This is a genomic window from Kitasatospora sp. NPDC058406, assembly GCF_042722765.1.
Lineage (GTDB): Bacteria > Actinomycetota > Actinomycetes > Streptomycetales > Streptomycetaceae > Kitasatospora.
On record NZ_JBHXKE010000042.1, the window covers coordinates 1 to 15,194 of the forward strand.

Here is a 15,194-nt window from a genome sequence, read left to right on the forward strand (position 1 = left end):
GCTCCGGCAGCACCGCCCGCCGTCGTACCGGCCACGTATGCTCGACGACGGAGACGGCGCCGGGGCCGCCGTCCGACATCCCGGTCCCTGCCGCCACCAGCGGTCCGTACCGCTGCGGCTACCGCCAACCGGTCCGCGGCACGGCGGAGCCGTCCGGGGTGGGGTCCGAACCTAGCTTGGGAGCAGCAGTGGCCGTCTGGGACGACCTGGTGGGCCAGGACCGGGTGGTCGAGCAGCTGACCGCCGCCGCCCGGTCGGCCGGGGCGACGGTCGCCGCCGGACGCGGAGCCGCGGCCGGGGCGGGCGGCAACGCCTCGCTGATGACGCACGCCTGGCTGTTCACCGGTCCGCCCGGGGCCGGCCAGATCACGGCCGCCCGCTCCTTCGCCGCCGCCCTCCAGTGCACCAGCCCCGACCTCGCGCTCGGCGGCACGCCCGGCTGCGGCTTCTGCGACGGCTGCCACACCGTGCTCGCGGGCAGCCACGCCGACGTCAAGTACGTCCGGACCGACGGCCTGTCGATCGGTGTCGGCGACATGCGCGCCCTCGTGCTGCGCGCCTCCAGCTACCCGACCAACGGCCGCTGGTCGGTGATCCTCGTCGACGCCGCGCACCGCCTCACCGAGGCCGCCGCCAACGCCCTGCTGAAGGGGGTGGAGGAGCCGTCCCCGCGCACCGTCTGGCTGCTCTGCGCGCCCTCCGTGCAGGACGTGCTGCCGACCATCCGGTCCCGCTGCCGCACGCTGGTGCTGCGCACCCCGGCCGCCGAGGCCGTCGCCGACATGCTGGTCCGCCGGGACGGCGTCGAGCCCGGGACCGCCCGGTTGGCCGCACTCGCCGGCCAGGGCGACATCGAGCGGTCGCGCCGCCTCGCCGTCGACGAGCAGGCCCGGACCCGCCGCGACGAGGTGCTGAGGATCCCGCTGGAGGTCGCCGACATCGGCGGCTGCCTGGCCGCCGCGCAGCGCCTGGTGGACACCGCCAAGGCCGACGCCGAGGCGCTCGCCGAGACCCAGGACGCCCGGGAGACCGACGACCTCAAGGCCGCGTACGGCGCGGCGGAGGGCAGCAAGACACCGCGCGGCATGGCCGGGGCGGTCAAGGAACTGGAGAAGCGGCAGAAGAGCCGCGCCACCCGTACCCGCCGCGAGACGCTGGGCGTCGCGCTGCTCGACCTGCTCGGCTTCTACCGGGACGTCCTCGCGATCCAGCTCGGCTCGACCGGAGCGCTGGCCAACGAGGACCAGCGGCAGGCGCTCGGGCGGGTCGCCCAGTCCGGTCCGCCGGAGTCGACGCTGCGGCGGATCGAGGCCGTGCTGGCCTGCCGGCGCGCTCTGGACCGGAACGTCGACCCGCTGCTCGCCGTCGAGGCGATGACGGTGGCCCTGCGGGCGGGGTGAGCCTCCGGGCCCGCGCGCGCGTAGCAGGGAGCCGTGCGGAAGCCCTGAGATGCGTGCGGGTTCCTGCCGGTCCGTGCGCCGGCACCGGCCCGGGAGCTGCTGCGCCGAGCCCCGGACCACCCCTCGGGTACGGCTTCCCGCCTACCCGGCGTCCCACCTTCGAGTGAACGAGCGATACGCGCCGGGCACAGCCTCGTGCGGCCGCCGGGTCGTCTTGCACGCTGGGGGCCGACTGAGCCCCGGTCCCGGGGCCGTCGCGTCCCGTACGGCGCCGGGCCCGGTCGTCCGGCCCTCCCCGAGGTGGTGCGTCCCATGGTCGGTTCGCTTCTGGTCGTTCCCCTGCTCGCCGCCGCGGGGGGTGGGATCTGGCTGGCGCGCGGCGCGCTGTTGCGCTGGCGCGATCTACGGGCCGCCGAGACGTACGAGCTGACCGGCGACCAGCGGCCGATGCTGGTACGGGCGGCCGGGGCGATGGTCTGCGGGATCTGCGTCACCGTGCTGACCCTGCTCACGGCCCTGGGCGCCTTCGGCGACCTGGCCGGGGTCGGCACACCGACCGGGTCCGCCGCCGACCGGTCGGCCGACGGCGGGGGAGCGGACCGTCAGGCCGCGCCGCCGGAGTCCGCGGGCGGAGCACCTGCCGCCGCCCCGGCCCCCGCCGCGGCCCCCGCCGTGGCTGCGGTTCCTGCGGAAGCCGCCGGCGCGCCCGCCCCGCCGCCGGTGGTCAGCCGGTTCGACAGCGTCGGCCGACCGGGCGGCGGAGAGCTGCTGCAGTCGGCCGTCCCCGGCCCGGACGGCCACCCGCGGAACGTCCGGGTCTGGCTGCCCGCGCAGTACGGGAAGGACCCGAACGCCCGCTTCCCGGTCGTCGTGATGCAGGCCGCCGGCCCGGGGAAGACCGCCGACACCGAGGTCCCCGACGTCTTCGAGGGCCTCTCCTCCGCTGCCCAGGGCGCCAAGGCCCGCCCGTTCATCCTGGTCGCCCCCGAGGCACCGATCGGCACCGGGCACCCCTGCGACCTGCTCGCCGCCGCCCCGATGGCCGTCGCCGACGACGCCGCGCTCCGCACCACCATCGCCGCCACCTTCCGCACCCTGCCGCCCGGGCCGGCCGGCTGGGGCACGCTGGGTGTGGAGGGCGGCGCGCCCTGCGCCGCGGCCGCCGGGCTCGCCCGCCCCGACCTCTACGGCGCGGCCGCCGCCGTCTCCGGCCGGTACGACACCGCCGCACTCGCCCGGACCGGGGCCGAGGCGCCCGCCACCGCCGCCCCCAAGCTGCTGCTCGCCGCGGGCAAGGCCGACACCGCCGGGCTGGACGCGGCCCGCAAGCTGCAGTCCACGCTGCGCTCCGGCACCGGAGCCGCCGCCCGCGCGGAGGTACGGATCTCCGACAACGCGCAGGACTACTCGGCGGACCGGATCCGACTGCGCCTGGTCCGGCAGGCGGCGCAGTACCTCGGCGAGGCGCTCGCCAAGGCGTCCTGACCCGCCCGGGCGGGCACTACGCTTCCCGGTACCGGTGCCCGGAGCGGCACCGGTACCCGGTGGCGGAACCCGGACGGCACCGAAGCCGCCGGACGCGATCAGCTGAGGGGGACCCCTATGCCGGCCGAGCTGCGGGCCGACCGTGAACGGCGTGCGGGCGTGGTCGCCGCGGCCGCACTGCTGGCGGCCGTCGGGCTGGTGGCGGGGGGTTGCACCCCGACCGGGACGACCACCCCCGGCGCGGCCTCCTCCGACACGGTGCCGCCGGCCGGTGACGCGCCCGCGTCTGCCCCGTCCGCTCCCGCCTCCGGTTCTGCTTCCGCCGCTGCCTCTGCCGCCGCTTCCGGCTCCGCGCCGGCAGCGGCGCTCGCGGGCGCCCCCCGCCCCGCGGCCGCGCCGCTGGAGCCGCTGCCCGCCGCCGTCCCCGCCGCGCTCGCGTCCTACTACGGGCAGCGACTCGCCTGGCAGCCGTGCGACGACGGCTACGAGTGCACCACCTTCAAGGTGCCGCTGGACTACGACCGCCCGGCCGGCGGAGACCTCACGCTGGCCGCGGTCCGCGCCCCGGCCGTCACCGGCTCCGGGGCGGCGGGCGCCGCCCGCGGCGACCGGCTCGGCTCGCTGCTGCTCAACCCGGGCGGCCCCGGCGCCTCCGCCGTCGAGTACGTCGAGGGCGTCGCCCGCACCTACGACAGCGGCGTCCGCGCCCGGTACGACCTGGTCGGCGTCGACCCGCGCGGAGTCGGCCGCAGCGCCCCGGTGACCTGCCTGGACGGCGAGCGGATGGACGCCTACACCGCCGTCGACATCACTCCCGACGACCCGGCCGAGATCGACGCCCTGGTGGCCGCCGCCAAGGAGTTCGCCGAGGGCTGCCGCCGGCAGGCCGGGGACCGGCTCGGCCACCTGAGCACCGTCGAGGCCGCCCGCGACCTGGACGTGCTGCGGGCCCTGCTCGGCGACGAGCGGCTCAACTACGTCGGCAAGTCGTACGGCACCTTCCTCGGTGCCACCTACGCGGGGCTCTTCCCCGGCCGGACCGGGCGGATGGTGCTCGACGGCGCGATGGACCCCTCGCTCGACTCACTGGCCGGCAACCGCACCCAGGCCGGCGGCTTCGAGACCGCCTGGGCCGCCTTCGCCCAGGACTGCGCCAAGCGCGAGGACTGCCCGCTCGGCCGGACCGAGCAGAAGGCCGGCGAGCAACTCGCCGCCCTGTTCGCGGCGATCGACGCCCACCCGCTGCCGACCACCTCCGACAGCCGCCGGCTCACCGAGGCGCAGGCGACCACCGGCGTCATCCAGGCCATGTACGCGGACTTCCTCTGGCCCCGGCTGCGCACCGCGCTGGCCGACGCCCGGGCCGGCGACGGCACCGGCCTGCTGAAGCTCTCGGACGACTACTACGGCCGGGAGCCGGGCGGCTCGTACCCCAACCTGATGTTCGCCAACATGGCCGTGAACTGCCTCGACCTGCCCGCTCCCTTCGCCGGTCCGGACGACGCCGCGCGCGCCGTGCCGGACTTCGAGCGGGCCTCGCCGCGCTTCGGTCGCGACATGGCCTGGATGGCGCTGACCTGCACCTACTGGCCGGCCCGGCCCACCGGCGCGCCGCACACCGTCCGCGCCTCCGGCGCCACGCCGATCGTCGTCGTCGGCACCACCCGCGACCCGGCCACCCCGTACGCCTGGGCGCAGGCGCTGGCCGGGCAGTTGGAGTCCGGTCGGCTGCTGACCTACGACGGCGACGGCCACACCGCGTACGGCCGCCACGACACCTGTCTGGACGGCGCCGTCAACCGCTACCTGCTGGGCGGCGAAGCCCCGGAGAACGGGAAGCGCTGCGGTCGGTGAGGCGGTCCGGGCGGGAGTGTCAGGACGGGTCGGACGGGCGGGGGAAATCACCTTCAACCACCCTCCGGTACGACGTTACGATGAGCGCCCCTCGCTCTCCCCGTCACCCCCACCGGAGCCCACCGTGCTCGGAGTCAACGACCTGGCGACGTACGTCCTCGGCGCCCTCGTGATCATCCTCCTCCCCGGCCCCAACTCCCTCTACGTCCTCTCCGTCGCCGCCCGCAAGGGCGTCCGGACCGCGTACACCGCCGCCGCCGGGGTCTTCGTCGGAGACTTCACACTGATCAGCCTCACCTCGCTGGGCGCCGCCTCCCTCCTGGAGGCCAACCCGGCCGTCTTCGCGGTGGTCAAGTTCGGCGGCGCCGCCTACCTGCTCTGGATAGGCATCGGCATGCTCCGCGCCGCCCGCCAGCTCTGGCGCGAGCACCGCGCAGGCGCCGACGCCGCCCCCGACGCCGCCCCGGAGCCGACCGAGCGCCCGTTCCGCCGGGCCCTGGTGATCAGCCTGCTGAACCCCAAGGCCATCCTCTTCCTGCTCTCCTTCTTCACCCAGTTCGTGGACCCCTCCTACGGCAGCCCCGTCCTCTCCTTCGCCCTCCTCGGCGGGATCCTCCAGACCTTCAGCGTTCTCTACCTCACCCTCCTGATCTTCGCCGGCACCACGCTCGCCGCCGCCTTCCGCCGCCGCAAGCGCCTCTCCGCCGGCCTCACCAGCGGCGTCGCCGCCCTCTTCGCCGGCTTCGCCGCCAAGCTCGCCGTCTCCTCCGCCTGACGGCACCCCTCGACCCGGTACGGATCACCGCCGAAACCTGTGTAGACTGGCCCGCGTTGCCGTCACCACCGGCAACGTTGCCGCCTTAGCTCAGTTGGCCAGAGCAACGCACTCGTAATGCGTAGGTCGCGGGTTCGAATCCCGCAGGCGGCTCGGACGGAGCCCGGGTCGGATGTATCCGACCCGGGCTTCTGCGTGCGCGGGGTGGTGCGGGGTCAGGCGCGGCCGGCGGCCTGTTGGGTGCGGCGGGCCAGGGAGTCGATGACGACGGCGGCGAGCAGGACCGCACCGGTGATCATGAACTGGATGGCGTTGCTGAGGCCCTGGATGTTCATGCCGGACTGGATCGACCCGATCACCAGCGCGCCGAGCAGGGCCGACCAGGTCTTGCCGCGTCCGCCGAAGAGGCTGGTGCCGCCGATGACGGCCGCCGCGATGGCGTTCATCAGCAGGTTGCCGCCGCCGGAGGTCTGGCTGGCCGACTGGATCTGCGCGGCCAGGAAGAGGCCGCCGATGCCCGCCATCGTCGAGCAGATGACGAAGACGCTGATGCGGATCCAGGAGACGTTGATGCCGGCGCGGCGGGCGCCCTCGATGTTGCCGCCGAGGGCGAACACCTGGCGGCCGTACCGGGTGCGGCGCAGCACGAAGTCCAGCACCACGATGAAGATCAGGAAGATCAGCAGGGCCAGCGGGAGCCCCTTGTACTGGTTGAGCGTGTAGGCCGCCAGGAAGGCGATGACGGCCAGGACCGCAGTGCGCAGCACGATGTCCACGATCGGCCGGGAGGGTACTCCGGCGCGCTGGCGGCGGCGGGTGTCGACCAGCGTGGCGAGGAGGAACAGGGCGACGCCGACCAGGGCCGCGCCGTACGCGGCGGCCTGCTGGCCGTAGATGGTGCTGTACAGCCTGGAGACGATGTCGTTGCCGGAGAGGTTGACCGTGCCGCTGGAGCCCAGGATCTGCAGCATGGCGCCGTTCCAGCCGAGGTTGCCGGCGAGGGTGACGACGAAGGCGGGCACGCCGACCTTGGCGAAGAACAGGCCCTGGATCAGGCCGACGACGGCGCCGCCGGCGATGGCCACGATCAGCGCCACCCACTGGTTCACGCCGTGGGTGACGTTCATGACCGCGAAGATCGCCGCGCACAGGCCGCTGACCGAGCCGACCGACAGGTCGATCTCGCCGAGCAGCAGGACGAAGACGACGCCGATCGCGATCATGCCGGTGCCGACGATCTGCTGCGACAGGTTGGAGAGGTTCTGCGCGGAGAGGAAGCTGCTGTTGAGGCTGCCGAACACGGCCCAGATGACGATCAGGGCCAGGACGACCGGCAGCGAGCCGAGTTCGCCGCTGCCGAGGCGGCGGCGGAACTCGCCCAGGTAGCCCTTGACGCCCTCCTGGCGGACGATCAGCCGGGGGTCGACGGCGGGGGTCGCCTCGGGCGCCACCGGGACGGGTGCGTTGACGCCCCCCTTCGGCATGCTGTCCTCGGGCAGCGGGACGTGGCGGCGCTGCTCGCCGTCCGGGGTGTCGTCGCTCACTGGGTGCCCTCCGTGCCGCGGGCCTGCCGACGGGTCACGGCGTTGTCCGTGGCACCGGTGATGGCCGAGATGATCTGTTCCTGGGTGGTGGAGCGCCGTTCGAAGACGCCGTTGTTGCGGCCCAGGCGGAGCACCGCGACGGTGTCCGCGACCGCCATGACGTCCGCCATGTTGTGGCTGATCAGGATCACGCCGAGGCCCTTGTCGCGCAGCCGCTCGACGAGGTCGAGCACCTGGGCGGTCTGTTCGACGCCGAGCGCGGCGGTCGGCTCGTCCAGGATCACGACCCTGGGCGAGCCGATCAGCGCGCGGGCGATCGCCACCACCTGGCGCTGGCCGCCGGAGAGCGAGGCGATCGGGATGCGGACGCTGGGGATGCGGATGGAGAGCGTGTCCAGCAGCTCGCGGGAGCGCTTCTCCATCTCGACCTCGTCGAGCACGGTGAAGCGCCGGATCTCCCGGCCGAGGAAGAGGTTGGCGACCACGTCGAGGTTGTCGCAGAGCGCGAGGTCCTGGTAGACGGTGGCGACGCCCAGGTGCTGGGCGTCCTGGGGCCGGTGGATGGAGACCGGCCTGCCGTTCCACTCGATGACGCCCTCGTCCGGCTGGTGCACCCCGGCGATCGCCTTGACCAGGGTCGACTTGCCGGCGCCGTTGTCGCCGACCAGGGCGAGCACCTCGCCGGCGTGCACCTCCAGTTCGATGTCGGTGAGCGCCTGCACGGCGCCGAACCGTTTGGAGACCCCGCGCAGGGCCAGAACGGTCTCACCTGCCACAGTGACCAACTCCCTTGCCCCGCCCGGGCGGGGCGGGGCGTCTACGGATTCGGGGGCCGGCCGTGTGGTGCGGCCGGGGGCAGGCCCCGGGCGTCGGGGCCGGGGCCGGTGCCGGGTGGGCCGGGCGGGCCGGGCGGGCCGGGCGGGCCGGGCGGGCCGGGCGGTGTGCTGCTAGGAGATGCCGGCCTCGGCGCACGCGGCGGCGTAGTCGGCGGTGCAGATCTGCTGCGGGGTGTAGAGGCCGTCGGCGACCACCGTGGTCTTGATGTTGTCCTTGGTCAGCACGATCGGGGTGATCAGGTTGGCGGGCACGGAGTTGCCGCTGCCGTTGGTCACGGTGGTCGGCAGCAGCGCGGGATCGGGCGTCCTGCCCTGCGCGAAGGCGACCGCGATCTGGGCCGTGGCGTCCGTCTCCGGCTTGAACGGCTTGTAGATCGACATGGTCTGGGTGCCCACCAGGATCCGCTGGACGCCGTCGAGCTGGGCGTCCTGGCCGGTCAGCGGGACGCTGAGGCCGGCGGCCTTGAGCGCGGTCGCGATGCCGGCGGCCATGCCGTCGTTCGCCGAGTACACGCCCACGACGTTCGGGGCGCCGATCGCGGTGATCGCCGCCGCGGCCTCCTGGTTGGCGTTGTTCGGGTCCCAGTTCGGGGTGTCGTACTCCTTGCCGATCTGGAGCTTCCCGTCGATCGCGCTGTGCGCGCCCGCCTTGAAGTCGGCCGCGTTGGGGTCGGTGGGCGAGCCGTTGATCATGATGATCTGCCCGGCGTTCGCCTTGTCGCCGACGGCCTCCACCAGGGCCTGTCCCTGGAGCTCGCCGACCTTCCTGTTGTCGAACGACACGTAGGCGTCGACCGGGCCCTGCGCCAGGCGGTCGTAGGCGATCACCTTCACGCCGGCGTCGTGCGCCTTCTGGACGGAGGACTGGATCGACTTGGAGTCCACGGCGTCCAGGATCAGCACCTTGTCGCCCTTGGTGAGGGCGGTGTCGACCTGGGTCTGCTGGGTGGTCGCGTTCTCGTTGGCGTTGTAGTAGTCGATCTGCGCGTTCGGCGCGAGCTCCTTGATCTTCTGCTCGATCAGCGGACGGTCGAACTGCTCGTACCGGGTCGTCTTGGTCTCCGGCAGCAGCAGGCCGATCTTGATCGTCCCGCCCGACGCCGCGCTGCCCGAGGACGTGCTGCCGGTCGACTCCTTGGCGCTCCCGCAGGACGCCAGGCCGAGACCGACCGACGTCACCGCGATCACCGCGAGGACGTGGCGAAGACCGTTGCTCATGAGGATGCCTCTTCCGTATGGGTCCGACCCTGGAGTCCGCCCCTGTATCGAGTCTGCGAACAACGGCCTCGCACCACGATTCGGGTTGAGCCGAGCGGGTGCCTCCGGGTCGCGCCGCCTCGCGCCGCCTCGCTCCGCCGCGGGAAGCCGGAGCCGGAGCCGGAGCCAGGGGCCGGTGGGCGCCTGCGCCCCTGCGCGGCTGTGGAACGCGTCGGGCCCGGGGAGGGCGGGACGCCGTCGGCCGCCGGGAGGTCCTAGAGTCGATGACGGGTCGTCACCATGTCGAGCAGGGGTGGAAACGTGTATCACGCCATCGTCCGGCGCAACCTGCGCAACTCCTTCGCCGAGGTCAATCGCGGCAACTACCCGGCCATCGTCCGGCAGTTCGCCCCCGACGCGGAGCACTGGTTCTCCGGCTCGCACGCCCTGGCGGGCGGGCGGCACGACGCGGAGCAGATCCAGCGCTGGTACGACAGGCTGGCCGAGGTCATGCCCGACCTGCGCTTCGAGCTGAAGAAGGTCGTCGCCAAGGGCTGGCCCGGGGACACCGTGGCGTTCGTCGAGTGGGTGGACCACCTCACCGACCGGGAGGGCAACCACTACTCCAACCAGGGCGTGCACGTCCTGCGGATCAAGTGGGCGAAGATCACCGAACTGCACATCTACTGCGACACGGCCCTGCTCGCGTCGGTCTGCGACGTCCTCGGGCAGCAGGGCGTCACCGAGGCCGTCGCTCCGCCGATCGGGTACCCCGGGCCGTTCCGCGCGGCACTCCCGGCCGGGTGACGCGCGAGCTGCCGGTACGGGGGGCGGGGGGAGGCTCCGGCTGCCCGGCCCGGCCCGGCCCGGCGTCGGCCCGCCGGAAGGCCCTGTGGCGGACTCCGGGGCCCTCCTCGTATGCTGCCGGCTCGATCGTCCGGGAGGGGGAGCGGGAAGTGGACACGGCGGGGCGGTACCGGCAGTTCGCGACGACGGAGGCGCGGGGCAACTCCCCGTCCTACGAGAGGCTTTCCTCGGCCGTCTCCGGCGACCCGGGTCTGCTCGCACTGATCGACGAACTCCCGCCGCCCAAGCGTCAGCCCAACCTGCTGCTGGGCGCGGTGCGCTTCCTGGGCGGCCCGATCGACGACGAGTCCGCCTTTCGTGACTGGACCGCCCGGCACTGGCCCCGGGTGCGCGCCACCGTCCTGGAGCGCCGGACGCAGACGAACGAGCCGGGCCGGTGCGCCGCCCTGCTCCCGGTGCTCGCCCGGTTGCCGCAGCCGTTGGCCCTGATCGAGGTCGGCGCCTCGGCGGGCCTCTGCCTGTATCCGGACCGGTACCGCTACCTGTACCGGCACGGAGACGGTGTCACGGCTCTCGGTCCGGCCGACAGCCCGGTCGTTCTGGAGTGCCTCACGACGGGCAGCGGGTCCGGTGCCCCGCCCGGCGGTGACCGGGGCGGGGCGGTCGTCCCGGAGCCCGTCCGGCTGCCCGAGATCGCGTGGCGGGCCGGCGTCGACCTGAACCCGCTGGACGTCACCGACCCGCAGGACGTCCGGTGGCTGGAGTCCCTGGTCTGGCCCGAGCAGCACCAGCGGCTGGCCCGGCTGCGGGGCGCCGTGCGGATCGCCCGCGCCGAGCCGCCCGAGCTGGTCCGCGGGGACCTCAACGGGACGATCCGCGAGCTGGTGGCGGCCGCCCCGGCGGGAGCGACGCCGGTGGTCTTCCACAGCGCGGTCATCGCCTATCTGACGCCCGACGAGCGGGAGTCCTTCGCCGCCACGATGCGTGAGCTGGCATGCCCCTGGATCTCCAACGAGGGCCCGGGCGTGCTTCCGGAGGTGGACCGCCGTCTGCCGGACGTCCCCGCGACCGAGCACCTGCTCTTCACCCTGGCCTTGAACGAGCGGCCGCTCGCCCGCACCGGCCCGCACGGCCAGTCGCTGGAGTGGCTCCCCTCCGGGGGCTGAGCCAGGGCCCCGGCCCAGGACCCCCGGCCCCGGACGCACCGGACACCGGGGTTCCGGGCCGGGGACGATCCGAACCTCGCGACGGACCAGCTGCTCGGGCCGGTCCTGATCCGTTCGTTCCGTTCCTTCAGGACGTCCGGCGCGGGCGAGGCGGCGGACCGTCATCGCTGGGCGAGTGTGCCCGTCGGCCGCTCCTCCGTGGCCCGGCCGTTCGCAGAGGGTCGACCGTCCGCCGGAGGTCGGGCCGGGGTCGGCCGGGCCCGGAGGAGGACCGCGACGACTGCGGCGCCGACCAGCGCGGTGAGGGCGGCGACCAGCAGGGTGCGGTCGAGCGCGTTGGCGAACGCGGCGCGGACCAGCTCGGAGGGGATACCGGGCACCGGCGCACCCGCGCTCAGGGCGCGGGCGGCGGCCTCCGGATCGGGGACGCCGGTGGATCCGTCGGCGAGCGAGGCCCGCAGCCCCTGGTGGAGGACGAGACCGAGGACCGCGATCCCGAGGGCCTGACCCAGCTGGCGGAACGTGTTGAGGGCGCCGCCCGCCATGCCGCCGCGCTCCGGCGGGACGGCGGCCATCGCGCCGGCCGCCAGGACCGGGCTGACCGCGCCCACACCGAGCCCGGTCAGGGCGAGGCCGGGAAGCAGCGCGGTCCAGGTGGACGAGGCGTCGAGGGTGCACTGGAGAAGGGCGCCCGCGCCGATCACGGCGAGCCCGCCGGCGAGCGGCACCGCCGGGGGGAGGACGGCGAGCCGGCGGCCGGCCCGGGCGGAGACCGCGAAGGCGACGAGGCTCATCGGCAGCAGCGTGAGACCCGCGGCCATCGGGCCCCGGCCGAGCACCGACTGGAGCCAGAGCGAGGTGTACGGCAGGTAGGAGAACGCGGCGGCGGAGTAGACCAGGCCGCAGAGCATGACCCCGGTGAAGACGGGGCTGCGGAACAGCGCGAGGTCCAGCAGGGGGTGCGGACTGCGTCGCTCGACCAGCAGGAACACGGCGAGCGCGGCGGCGGTCGTCCCGGCCGCACCGAGGACGGACGGTGAGGTCCAGCCGTCCGCGCCGCCGCGGATCAGCAGCAGGACGGCCGAGCCCGCCGCGACGGTGAAGGCGGCGGCGCCGGGCAGGTCGATCCGGTGCGCGTCCGGGTTCCGGGACTCCGGCAGCGTCCGGCGGGTGAGGATCACGGCGGCGACCGCGACCGGCAGATTGACCAGGAAGACGGACCGCCAGCCCAGGTACTCGGTGAGCAGTCCGCCCGCGACCGGCCCGGTGGCGGCCGCGGCGCCGCTGACGGCGCCCCAGACGCCGAACGCCACCGCCCGGTCCCGGCCCCGGTAGGCGAGGTTGAGCAGGGCCATCGCGGTGGCGAACATCGCGGCCCCGCCGGTGGCCTGGACGATCCGCGCCGCGATCAGCACCCCGCCGTTCGGGGCGAGCCCGCAGCCCAGCGAGGCGACGGCGAAGACCGCCAGGCCCGCCGTGTACACCCGCCGCCGGCCGACCCGGTCGGCGAGCGCGCCGAGGCCGAGGAGCAGGGCAGCCAGCGCGAGCGCGTAGCCGTCCATCACCCATTGAAGGCCGTCGAAGTCCATGCCCAGCGCGGCGCCGATGTCCGGCAGTGCCACGATCACGATGCTGATGTCGGTCAGCAGCATGAACACCCCGAGGCTGACCGCGATCAGCGGCCACCACTTCCGCATCCCCGTACTCCTTCGTCCGTGCGCCGGCCCGGGCGGCCCGGCGCACCGTCACTCTCGGTCCGGAGCCGCCGTCCGCGCCGCCCCGTGGGGTCGTTCCGGCGGATCTCGACATCCACTACCGTCCCGGTGATGGAAACCGTGGCGCTGGACGAGCTGGACCGGGCGTTGCTGCACGCCCTGCAGGTGGACGGCCGGGTGCCCTTCCGGCGGATCGCCGAGGTGCTCGGGGTCTCCGACCAGACGGTCGCGCGCCGCTACCAACGGCTGCGGACCGCCGGGGTGGTGCGGGTGGTCGGGCGGACCGACGCCCGGCGGCTCGGCGAGGTCGACTGGCTCACCCGGATCCGGTGCGTTCCGGACGCGGCGTCGGCGCTCGCCGAGGCGCTGGCCCGTCGGCCGGACACGTCCTGGGTCAGCCTGCTGTCGGGCGGCGAGATCGTCTGCAACACCCGCTCGCAGGTCCGGCCGGACCGGGAGGAGTTCCTGCTGGGGAAGCTTCCCCGGACGCCGCGGGTGCTCGGCGTCAGCGCGCACTACCTGCTGCGGACGTTCGTCGGGGGGACGGTCGCGTGGAGCGGGCGGACCTCCGCACTGGACGCGGACCAGGTGCGTCGGCTGCGTGCGGGCCAGGCGCAGCCGACGGAGGCGGAGGCGACCGTGGCGGCTGCGGTGCCGGTGGTACCGGTGGTACCGGTGGTACCGGACGAGCTGGACCGCGTGCTGCTGGCGGCGCTCGCGGTCGACGGGCGGGCGCCGCTGGCCGGGCTGGCGGCCCGGACCGGGGGTTCGGAGGCGACGGTGCGGCGCCGGCTGGCCGCGCTGACCGGGGTGGGGCTGCTCTTCTTCGACGTGGACGTGGAGACCCGGCTGCTCGGCTTCGAGGTCGAGGCGTTCTGCTGGCTGACCGTGGCGCCGGGGAAGCTCGCCGCGGTCGGGCGCGCGATGGCGGAGCATCCGGAGGTGGGGTTCGTGGCCGCGACGACCGGCCCCACGAACCTCGTGGCCGGGCTGGTCTGCCGGGACGTGGAGGCGTTCTACGCCTACCTGACCGGTCGGCTGGGCGGTCTGGAGGGGGTGGTGGCGCTGGAGACGGCGCCCGTGGTCCGGAGTGTGAAGCGCTCCGGAGTGATGATTCGCTAATCGATTGATCAGGGTCGCTTGGCCGATTCTTCACCCTTTCTGGCGGATAGTTTGTTTGCTTATCATCAGACAAATTGAACGCCATGTGATTCTTTTCTAAAATCCCTCGCATCGACTTCTGGGCGCCCTTAGTATCTGAACGAACACTTTCGGTGAGCGTTCGACGGTGGACTGCGAAAGGGGGTCGTCATGGGAGGGCAGCTCCGGGCCGCGCTGCGCCATGTCGCCTACCCGTCCCTGCTGGTCGCCCTCGTGGCGATAGCGGTCGCGGCCCTGCGTCTGCGCTGGGATCTCGGCCGGGCGAGTCAGCTCTTCCTGGTCGGAACCATCGCCTATCTGACGCTTCTGGAATGGTTGATTCCGTACGAATCGGAGTGGACTCCCAGTGTGCGCGAGTGGGGTTGGTACGGCATCTACTTCGTGCTGACGATGATCGGCGGAGCCCTGTCCCAGGTGCCCGTGACGACGCTCGTCGGCTGGTTGGCGCCGCCGCATCCGGCCCTGCCGCTCTGGGTCGAGATCCCGGTGGCGATGCTGCTCGGCTCGCTGGCCAACTACCTCGTCCACCGGTGGTGTCACACCAACCCCCGGCTCTGGCGGCTGCACGGCGTGCACCACGTGCCCGACAAGGTGAACGTCGCCAACAACGGCGTCAACCACCTGCTGGACGTGGTGCTCACCCAGGGCGCGGTCCAGGTGTCGCTGGCGCTGGCCGGGTTCTCGGCGGAGACGGTGTTCGTCGTGGGCCTGTTCGTGGTCGCCCAGGGCTACTTCGTGCACGCCAACATCGACGTCCGGATCGGTCTGCTCAACCACGTCCTCGCCGGGCCCGAACAACACCGGCTGCACCACAGCGTCGACCTGGCGGAGGCCGGACACTACGGCTCCGACCTCTCCGTCTGGGACCACGCCTTCGGTAGCTTCACCTGGCGGCCCGGCCGACGGCCGGTCGAGGTGGGGCTGCAGAACCCGGCCGACTTCCCCGCTACCGGGGAAGTGATCGCCAGTCACCTCCAAGCCTGGCGTCGGCCGGTGCGTGCCGACGACTCCCCGACCGGATCGACCTGACCCGTCCGACTCGCCGGGGCGACCGAGTCGACCTGACCGCCCGGGTCGCGCCGGCAGGTCCGGTCGGTCCGGGGCCCGGGGGTTCGACCGGCCGGCCCTCCGTTCCCGTCCGACCGTCCGCGCTCAATCCCGGCTCTCCTCCGGCCCGTCCCTCTCGGCCGGCCCGTCTCCCGGCCTGCCCGGAGCCGGGCCACGGCCGCTGTTCCCATGCCCGTGCGGCTCTCC

Annotated in this window: 12 protein-coding genes and 1 tRNA gene; 9 read left to right on the forward strand and 4 right to left on the reverse strand. The window is 73.9% G+C overall.

Going from position 1 to position 15,194, the window contains the following annotated elements:
• The first annotated feature begins 188 nt into the window (after positions 1 to 188).
• From ACFWOG_RS11305 to ACFWOG_RS11325, 5 genes are all read left to right on the forward strand, one after another.
• Positions 189 to 1,400, forward strand: coding sequence for a DNA polymerase III subunit delta' (locus ACFWOG_RS11305; RefSeq protein WP_380357085.1), 1,212 nt, complete (start codon positions 189 to 191; stop codon positions 1,398 to 1,400).
• Between the two features lie 312 nt (positions 1,401 to 1,712).
• Positions 1,713 to 2,885: a hypothetical protein gene (locus tag ACFWOG_RS11310; RefSeq protein WP_380357011.1), complete on the forward strand. Its 1,173-nt coding sequence runs from the start codon at positions 1,713 to 1,715 to the stop codon at positions 2,883 to 2,885.
• A gap of 117 nt (positions 2,886 to 3,002) precedes the next feature.
• Positions 3,003 to 4,739: an alpha/beta hydrolase gene (locus ACFWOG_RS11315; RefSeq protein ID WP_380357014.1), complete on the forward strand. Its 1,737-nt coding sequence runs from the start codon at positions 3,003 to 3,005 to the stop codon at positions 4,737 to 4,739.
• 124 nt (positions 4,740 to 4,863) lie between these two features.
• Positions 4,864 to 5,514 (forward strand): leucine efflux protein LeuE, encoded by a 651-nt coding sequence (leuE, locus tag ACFWOG_RS11320; RefSeq protein ID WP_329885756.1) that lies wholly within the window; start codon positions 4,864 to 4,866, stop codon positions 5,512 to 5,514.
• 79 nt (positions 5,515 to 5,593) lie between these two features.
• Positions 5,594 to 5,667: transfer RNA gene (locus tag ACFWOG_RS11325), tRNA-Thr, on the forward strand.
• Between the two features lie 62 nt (positions 5,668 to 5,729).
• Here ACFWOG_RS11325 and ACFWOG_RS11330 read toward each other — a convergent pair.
• The 3 genes from ACFWOG_RS11330 to ACFWOG_RS11340 all read right to left on the reverse strand — a co-directional run bounded on the left by ACFWOG_RS11330 (position 5,730) and on the right by ACFWOG_RS11340 (position 9,112).
• Positions 5,730 to 6,998 carry a sugar ABC transporter permease gene (locus tag ACFWOG_RS11330; protein WP_380357087.1) on the reverse strand — a complete coding sequence of 423 codons (1,269 nt, stop codon included), beginning with the start codon at positions 6,996 to 6,998 and terminating at the stop codon, positions 5,730 to 5,732.
• Positions 6,999 to 7,054: 56 nt separating this feature from the next.
• Entirely contained in the window at positions 7,055 to 7,834 is a 780-nt protein-coding gene (locus ACFWOG_RS11335; RefSeq protein WP_380357017.1) for an ATP-binding cassette domain-containing protein, read from the reverse strand.
• A gap of 171 nt (positions 7,835 to 8,005) precedes the next feature.
• Positions 8,006 to 9,112, reverse strand: coding sequence for a sugar ABC transporter substrate-binding protein (locus tag ACFWOG_RS11340; protein ID WP_380357020.1), 1,107 nt, complete (start codon positions 9,110 to 9,112; stop codon positions 8,006 to 8,008).
• 300 nt (positions 9,113 to 9,412) lie between these two features.
• Between ACFWOG_RS11340 and ACFWOG_RS11345 the strand changes: the two genes are divergently transcribed.
• Positions 9,413 to 9,898, forward strand: a complete 486-nt coding sequence (locus ACFWOG_RS11345) for a nuclear transport factor 2 family protein (RefSeq protein ID WP_380357021.1) — start codon at positions 9,413 to 9,415, stop codon at positions 9,896 to 9,898.
• Positions 9,899 to 10,047: 149 nt separating this feature from the next.
• Complete coding sequence (locus ACFWOG_RS11350) at positions 10,048 to 11,064, forward strand: DUF2332 domain-containing protein (protein WP_380357024.1); 1,017 nt, start codon at positions 10,048 to 10,050, stop codon at positions 11,062 to 11,064.
• 161 nt (positions 11,065 to 11,225) lie between these two features.
• Here ACFWOG_RS11350 and ACFWOG_RS11355 read toward each other — a convergent pair whose 3' ends face one another.
• On the reverse strand, positions 11,226 to 12,761 hold the full coding sequence (locus ACFWOG_RS11355; RefSeq protein ID WP_380357027.1) for an MFS transporter: 1,536 nt from the start codon (positions 12,759 to 12,761) through the stop codon (positions 11,226 to 11,228).
• A gap of 129 nt (positions 12,762 to 12,890) precedes the next feature.
• Between ACFWOG_RS11355 and ACFWOG_RS11360 the strand changes: the two genes are divergently transcribed.
• On the forward strand, positions 12,891 to 13,901 hold the full coding sequence (locus tag ACFWOG_RS11360; RefSeq protein ID WP_380357036.1) for an Lrp/AsnC family transcriptional regulator: 1,011 nt from the start codon (positions 12,891 to 12,893) through the stop codon (positions 13,899 to 13,901).
• 189 nt (positions 13,902 to 14,090) lie between these two features.
• A complete protein-coding gene (locus ACFWOG_RS11365) occupies positions 14,091 to 14,969 on the forward strand; it encodes a sterol desaturase family protein (protein WP_380357039.1) in 879 nt (292 codons plus the stop codon).
• Positions 14,970 to 15,194: the final 225 nt, after the last annotated feature.